Source organism: Luteolibacter sp. (assembly GCF_058122085.1).
In genome coordinates this window covers 1-6,539 of sequence record NZ_JBIKBQ010000159.1, presented here as the reverse complement: position 1 = coordinate 6,539, position 6,539 = coordinate 1, and the positions used below count along the sequence as shown (strand labels likewise).

5 protein-coding genes are annotated in these 6,539 nt (G+C 61.3%); 4 read left to right on the top strand and 1 reads right to left on the bottom strand.

Features of this window, described 5'->3' with window-relative positions; translation table 11 throughout:
* Positions 1–352: 352 nt before the first annotated feature.
* Positions 353–3,553 carry a preprotein translocase subunit SecA gene (gene secA, locus AC4DF4_RS17450; RefSeq protein ID WP_490049388.1) on the bottom strand — a complete coding sequence of 1,067 codons (3,201 nt, stop codon included), beginning with the start codon at positions 3,551–3,553 and terminating at the stop codon, positions 353–355.
* A gap of 127 nt (positions 3,554–3,680) precedes the next feature.
* On the opposite strand from secA, the gene AC4DF4_RS17445 reads away from it, so the two are divergent.
* The 4 genes from AC4DF4_RS17445 to AC4DF4_RS17430 all read left to right on the top strand — a co-directional run.
* Positions 3,681–3,923 carry a CopG family transcriptional regulator gene (locus tag AC4DF4_RS17445; RefSeq protein WP_490049387.1) on the top strand — a complete coding sequence of 81 codons (243 nt, stop codon included), beginning with the start codon at positions 3,681–3,683 and terminating at the stop codon, positions 3,921–3,923.
* A complete protein-coding gene (locus AC4DF4_RS17440; RefSeq protein WP_490049386.1) occupies positions 3,920–4,357 on the top strand; it encodes a PIN domain-containing protein in 438 nt (145 codons plus the stop codon). The genes AC4DF4_RS17445 and AC4DF4_RS17440 overlap by 4 nt, the downstream gene beginning before the upstream one ends.
* Positions 4,358–4,448: 91 nt before the next feature.
* Positions 4,449–5,654, top strand: a complete 1,206-nt coding sequence (locus tag AC4DF4_RS17435) for an immunoglobulin domain-containing protein (RefSeq protein WP_490049385.1) — start codon at positions 4,449–4,451, stop codon at positions 5,652–5,654.
* Positions 5,540–6,539 (top strand): formylglycine-generating enzyme family protein (locus AC4DF4_RS17430; protein WP_490049384.1); only part of this gene is annotated, 1,000 nt, incomplete at its 3' end. The genes AC4DF4_RS17435 and AC4DF4_RS17430, both read left to right, overlap by 115 nt.

Below are 6,539 nucleotides of genomic sequence, written 5' to 3'. Positions count from 1 at the left end.
GATAGGATTACAAGAACTTTGCATCGTTTGGTGAAGGGGTGTGGTGTGCGGTTATTCGACACAACCCTTCTACCACATGGCCTGTAGCCAAACGATGCCTTATCCAACTTCGGTTTTCGGGTTGAATCCCTGGAGGCGGGAGACATCGGTCAGGTCGGTTTTGGATTTACGCGGCACCGCGAGGATTGTGGCGGCATGGCCTAACGGCACGAGGGGGGCGTTGCCACGGGCCACAGGCACGTGCGGCGGCGGTCATGCCCTGATGGAGTCCGCCAAGCAGATTGCCGCTTATTAGGAATCCCCTTCGAGGCTTGCCTTCAGGGCGAGTGCGGTGGCGACGATGGCCGGAGGATCAGCCGTCCTTGCCGCAGCACTGCTTGAACTTCTTGCCGGAGCCGCAGGGGCAGGGGACGTTGCGGCCGGTGGTCTCGATCGAGAAGCTCGGTTTGCGCTTCGGCAGGTTGAGCTTGAGGGTGGTGCCTTCGGGTGAGGGCAGGGCGGCCGGGTTGACGTTCGCGGAACTGCCGGAGACGGCCATGTTGTCGCGGGTGAGCGCGGCTTCGCCACCGTGGAGTTGTTGGGGCGCGCTGTGGAGCTGTTTGAGGAAGGCCTCGAGGTTGGCGGCGGAGCGGAAGAGGTTTTGAAGAGCTTCCTGTTTGATCGAATCCATCAGGGTGACGAAGAGGTTGTAGGCTTCGTTCTTATACTCGATGAGCGGATCCTTCTGGCCTTGCGCGCGGAGGCCCACGCCCTCGCGCAGGGCGTCCATGTTGTAAAGATGCGCCTGCCATTGTTTGTCGATGGCGACGAGCACCATGCGGCGTTCTTCCTGGTCGAGCACTTCCATCGGCAGGTCGCCGACGCGGGCTTGATAGGCGTCCTTGACCTTGTCCACGAGCATCGCGGAGATGGCTTCCTCGTTGTGGCTGCTGAGGAAATCGGCGGCGGTGACGCTGACGGGAAGGGTGGCGTTGACCCAATGCAGCAGCTCGTTGTAGTCGGGCTCCTTGTCGTCGCGCTCGGCCATGTATTCGTGGACCTTGGCGGGGATGGTTTCCTCGATGATCTCGGTGACGAGGTCGCGCGGGACTTCGGTGGTGAGGACTTCGTTGCGATAGCCGTAGACGACCTCGCGCTGCATGTTCATGACGTCGTCGAAATCGAGCACGCGCTTGCGGCCGGTGTAGTCGCGCTGCTCGACGCGCTTCTGGGCGGTCTCGACGGAGCGGTTGAGCCACGAGTGTTCGAGGGCTTCACCCTCCTTCATGCCGAAGCGCTCCATCATGGCGGTCATGCGGTCCGCGGCGGCGAAGTTGCGCATCAGGTCGTCCTCGAAGGAGATGAAGAACTGCGAGCGGCCGGGGTCGCCCTGGCGGGAGCAACGGCCGCGGAGCTGGCGGTCGATCCGGCGCGACTGGTGGCGCTCAGTGCCGATGACGAAGAGTCCGCCGACTTCCGGGACGCCGGGGGCGAGCTTGATGTCGGTGCCGCGGCCGGCCATGTTAGTGGAGACGGTGACGGCTCCGAGGTGGCCGGCGCGGGAGATGATCTCGGCTTCCTGCTGGTGGAATTTCGCGTTGAGGACCGAGTGCGGGATCTTCGCGCGCTTGAGCATGCGGGCCAACGTTTCCGAGGCCTCGACGGAGGCGGTGCCGCAGAGGACGGGCTGGCCCTTGGCGTGGGCTTCCTCGATTTTCGCGATGACGGCGTTGAACTTCTCGCGGCGGGTCTTGAAGACCTGGTCGTTCTCGTCGATGCGGATGTTCGCGGTGTTGGTCGGGATCGGCAGCACGTCGAGTCGATAGATGTCGTGGAACTCGGCGGCTTCCGTTTCGGCGGTGCCGGTCATGCCCGCGAGTTTCTGGTAGAGGCGGAAGTAGTTCTGGATAGTGATGGTGGCGAAGGTCTGGGTTTCCTTCTCGATGGAGACGTCTTCCTTGGCTTCGACGGCTTGGTGGAGTCCGTCGGACCAGCGGCGGCCGGGCATTTCGCGGCCGGTGTTTTCATCGACGATGATGACCTTGTCGTCCTTGACCACATACTGGACGTCCTTTTCGAAAACGCAGTAGGCCTTGAGGAGCTGGGAGATGTTATGGATCTTCTCGGCCTGGAGGTCCATGCGGACCTGGAGCGCGTCCTTGGCGGCGATTTTCTGTTCCTCGGTGAGCGAGCGGTCCGTGTCGATGTCGGCGTAGAGGGTGCCGAGGTCGGGCAGGGTGAAGGATTCCGGATCGCCGGGGGAGAGGAACTCGCGGCCCATTTCCATGAGGTCGGAGTCGTGGCCTTTTTCGTCGATGACGAAATAGAGTTCTTCCTTGAGCTCGAAGAGGTCCTTTTTCTGGGCGTCCTGGTGGAAGGAGAGTTCGGATTTCTCCAACAGCTTGCGCATTTCCGGATCTTCCATGAAGCGCATGAGCTGGCGGTTGCGCGGCTGGCCGAGCTTCACCTTGAAAAGGTTGCGGCCGGCGGCGACGGCGTCGTTGTTTTCAAGCAGTTGCTTGGCCTCGGCGGCGAGGTTGTTGCAGAGCTCGGTCTGTTTCTTGACGAGCTGCTCGACGAGCGGCTTGTATTTGTCGAACTGGTGGGACGACTGGGTGGACGGGCCGGAAATGATCAGCGGCGTGCGCGCCTCGTCGATGAGGATGGAGTCCACTTCGTCGATGATGGCGAGGTAGTGGCCGCGCTGGACCTGCTCGTCCTTGGTGGAGGCCATGCCGTTGTCGCGGAGGTAGTCGAAGCCGAACTCGGCGTTGGTGCCGTAGGTGATGTCGCACGCGTATTCGGCGCGGCGTTCCCAGGGCGGCATCTGGTTCTGGATGGTGCCAACCGTCAGGCCGAGGAAGCGGAAGAGCGAGCCCATCCACTCCGAGTCACGCTTGGCGAGGTAGTCGTTGACGGTGACGACGTGGACGCCGAGGCCGGTGAGGGCGTTCAGATAGACCGGCAGGGTGGCGACGAGGGTCTTGCCCTCACCGGTCTGCATTTCCGCGATCATGCCGCGGTGGAGGGCGACGCCGCCGATGAGCTGGACGTCGAAATGGATCATCTCCCAGGCGAGCGGGCGCTCGTTGACAGTGATCTCCGTGCCACAAAGGCGGCGGGCGCCGTTTTTGACGACGGCGTAGGCCTCGGGGAGGATTTTCTCAAGGTACTTGGCGCGGGATTTGCCGAACTCGGGCTCGATTTCGTGGAACGCGGCTTTGGCGGTCTCGATGGTGGAGGCGGTCTCGATGGTGGAGGCGGTGGCGAGGATGGTGGCGGGCAGCGATGGGAATTCCTCGCGGAGCGGGGCTAGGCGGGCTTCGAGGGCTTCGGCGGTGGCGCGGAGTTCGGCGTCATCCATGCGCTCGATCAAGGGTTTCGCAGGGGCGTCCAGTGCGTGGTAGCGGGCGAGGTGGGATTTCCATTTTTCGGTGAATTCGAGGAGTTTTTCGGCAGGCTCGCGCTGGAGCGCTTCCTCGATTTCATTGATGCGGGCCACCGTCGGGCGGATGCGGCGCACTTCGCGCTGGTTCTTGCTGCCGACGATTTTTTGGAGAATCCACTTGATCATAAGAGATGGGGTAAGGGCGGGATGACCCGCCGGAGCGGAGGCGATACTCATAGAATTGCAGACGCGCAAGTGCGAGACATGTCTTCCGCAATTCTTTAATCACTTGACGTGTGATGCGTGATGCGTGATGTTTTTCCTTGTGAGGACGACTCTTAATTTAGATGACGATGTGCTGGAAAGCGCGAAATTGTTGGCCGCCCAAGAGCGAAAGCCCTTGGGGGTGGTGGTTTCCGAGCTGCTGCGGCGTGCGGTGACGCCCGCAGCCCAAGCACCTGTGGAGCGCAATGGAATCCTTTTGTTTCCGGTTTCCAAGCGTGCTCGCGCGGTCACACCTGAGATCGTGAAGGAATTATTGGAGGAAAACCCATGAATCGTTTTCTGCTGGATGTGAATGCCCTGTTGGCCTTGCTGGATCCGATGCATATTCATCACGAGGCCGCGCATCGGTGGTATGAGAAGCGCTCTCCCTTGCGGATGATGACTTGTTCCCATGTGCTCAATGGCGTGATCAGAGTGGCGAGCCAACCGAAATACCCGAACTGTCTCGGGACGGGCGCGCGGGTCCGGAACGTTTTGCGTGATCTGGTTCGAAATGTGGCTGCTGAATCTTGTGAAAAGGAGGTTTCCTTACTGGTTGACGATATTCTGTTGCAACCGAACGCACTCACTCCCTCCAGAGTTTCCGATTTCTATTTGCTGGCGCTCGCTGCGGCTAACGACGCTCGATTCGCCACGTTCGACACGCGCATTCCTGCTGAAGCCGTGGAAGGTGGTCCGGTAGCGATCGAAATCATCCTGGTTTGATTCCGATCTTTGTGGGTTCAATCTGCGTTCTCGCAAAATATGCGGGCTTTGACCTTGTCGGGCAGCGGTTTGAATCGTTAGGCTGCGAGTCATGGTGAAACCACCATGCATCCTTGCCCAGCAGGATAAGGAGGTTTTCAGCATTCAACCGATTGATGAGCAGGCGCCGACCATTGTCTCGCAATATCCGGCGGTGGATGGTTTTGCGGTCGGGCGATTCGCGGATTTGAGCCTCGTGCTGGCCGACGCCACGGGGATTGATCCAGCCAGCGTCCGGCTGACGGTCGGGGCATCCGGGCAGATGGCTTCCGGCGCTCCGGGACTGACGATTTCCGGCAACACGATCACCTACGACTCCGGAGATGGGGCCCTCGGCACGTGGGGAGCCACGATCAGTGCCACTCTCGTCGCGGCGGACACGCTGGGCCACACGCTGACTCACACTTGGAGCTTTCGCCTCGAACCCGAGCCGCAGACCGCCGCGAACGTGTTCGTCTTCGGCTCGCCCACCGCTCAGCGGGCGGGGCAGCGGGTCTCCGGTCCCGCCGCTGCACTCGCACCGGCCCCGGCAGGGCCGCAAAAGGTCGTCGAGTCGCCGCCTTGGAGCATTCACGAGGTATTGGCCGACCGGATTGTCATCGCCTTCCAGGCGGGTGGCACACCGGCATTCACCGCGGGTCAGCTCGTCTGCAATCTGGCTCCGGCCAAGGAGAGTGAAATCTTCTACCGCCGCGTGCTCTCCACCAGCGATGATTCGGTGAACCTGAAACTCACCGTGTTCGTCCCATTCTCGTTTGACGGGCTTTCCTTTGAAAACTCGCTCGGGGTGAAGTTGGAAATGGAGATCGAGGTGCTGTTTTTGAAGAGTGCTGGATTTGCGGTGACCCCGGACATCGGGGCTGGGTTCAAGCTGGCGGCAAATCCGGAGGATGGGTTGGAATGCTGGCTGGAACTCAATTCAGACGTTACCGTTGGCGCCGCCGGTCCCTTGTTCAAGCCGGTGCTCAAGACCCTTGGGGTGAACACGGAAGTGAGTTGGTCGCTGCTCGACAAGGAATGGAAAGTCTGGCCGACGGGTGGTGATCTGATCTTCAAAAGTCATCCCAAACCGCGCACTGCGGAACCCGGCGATGTGGTTTCTTTTAGATGCAACGCCGAGGGACCATCTGATCCGACTTATCAATGGTATCACAATACCAAGCCGATCCCGGGGCAGATCTCGCCACGCTCACCCACTACAACGTCAACACCGGGCACGCGGGCACCTACTTTGTCCGGGCCAAGGCGGGCGGGCTGACGGTGGATTTCAACACTGCCACGCTCACGGTGCAGGCCACCACGCCGGAGAATCTGGATGCGGATGGCGATGGAATTCCCAATGTTCACGAGACGAACACCGGCACTTGGGTTTCCACCACGAATCGTGGCACCAATCCGAATCATTGGGACAGCGACGGCGACGGACTCTCTGACGGCGTGGAAACGAACACTCGTGTTTATGTCTCGCGCTCGAACACCGGCACCAATCCGCACGCGCAGGATACGGATGGCGACGGCGTGAGCGACAAGCGGGAGATCGACCTCGGAACGAACCCGAATGCCGCCCCTGTGCTTCCCGGCGAGTTCGCGCTGATTCCGGCGGGGAGTTTCCAGATGGGGGACCAGTCGAATCCGCTGGTGGGCTACAGCGGCGAGCTACCGGTGCACAGCGTGTATGTGAGCGCGTTTTACATGGGGAAATACGAGGTGACCAAGGAGCCGTGGGATACGGTGCGGGCTTGGGGCTTGAACAACGGCTACACGGATCTGGCGGCGGGGAATGGCGGTTATGCATCGAAAGGGGCGAACCACCCGGTTCACAGCATCACCTGGTATGACATGGTGAAGTGGTGCAACGCACGGAGCCAGAAGGAGGGGCTGACGCCGTGCTACACGGTCTCCGGTTCCATCTACCAGACAGGCTACAGCGAGCCGGACTGCAATTGGAGTGCAACGGCTACCGGCTACCGACGGAGGCGGAGTGGGAGGAGGCGGAGTGGGAGGAGTGGGAGGAGGCGGCGCGGGCCGGAGTGGCGCGGGGCCAGCGCGACCTGGCAGCTTTCGCCCAGGGACTCACCCGGTTCCAACTCCGCGCGCTGGGCAGCTACTACTGGGAGATCGAAAGCGGCCTGCATCAACGTCT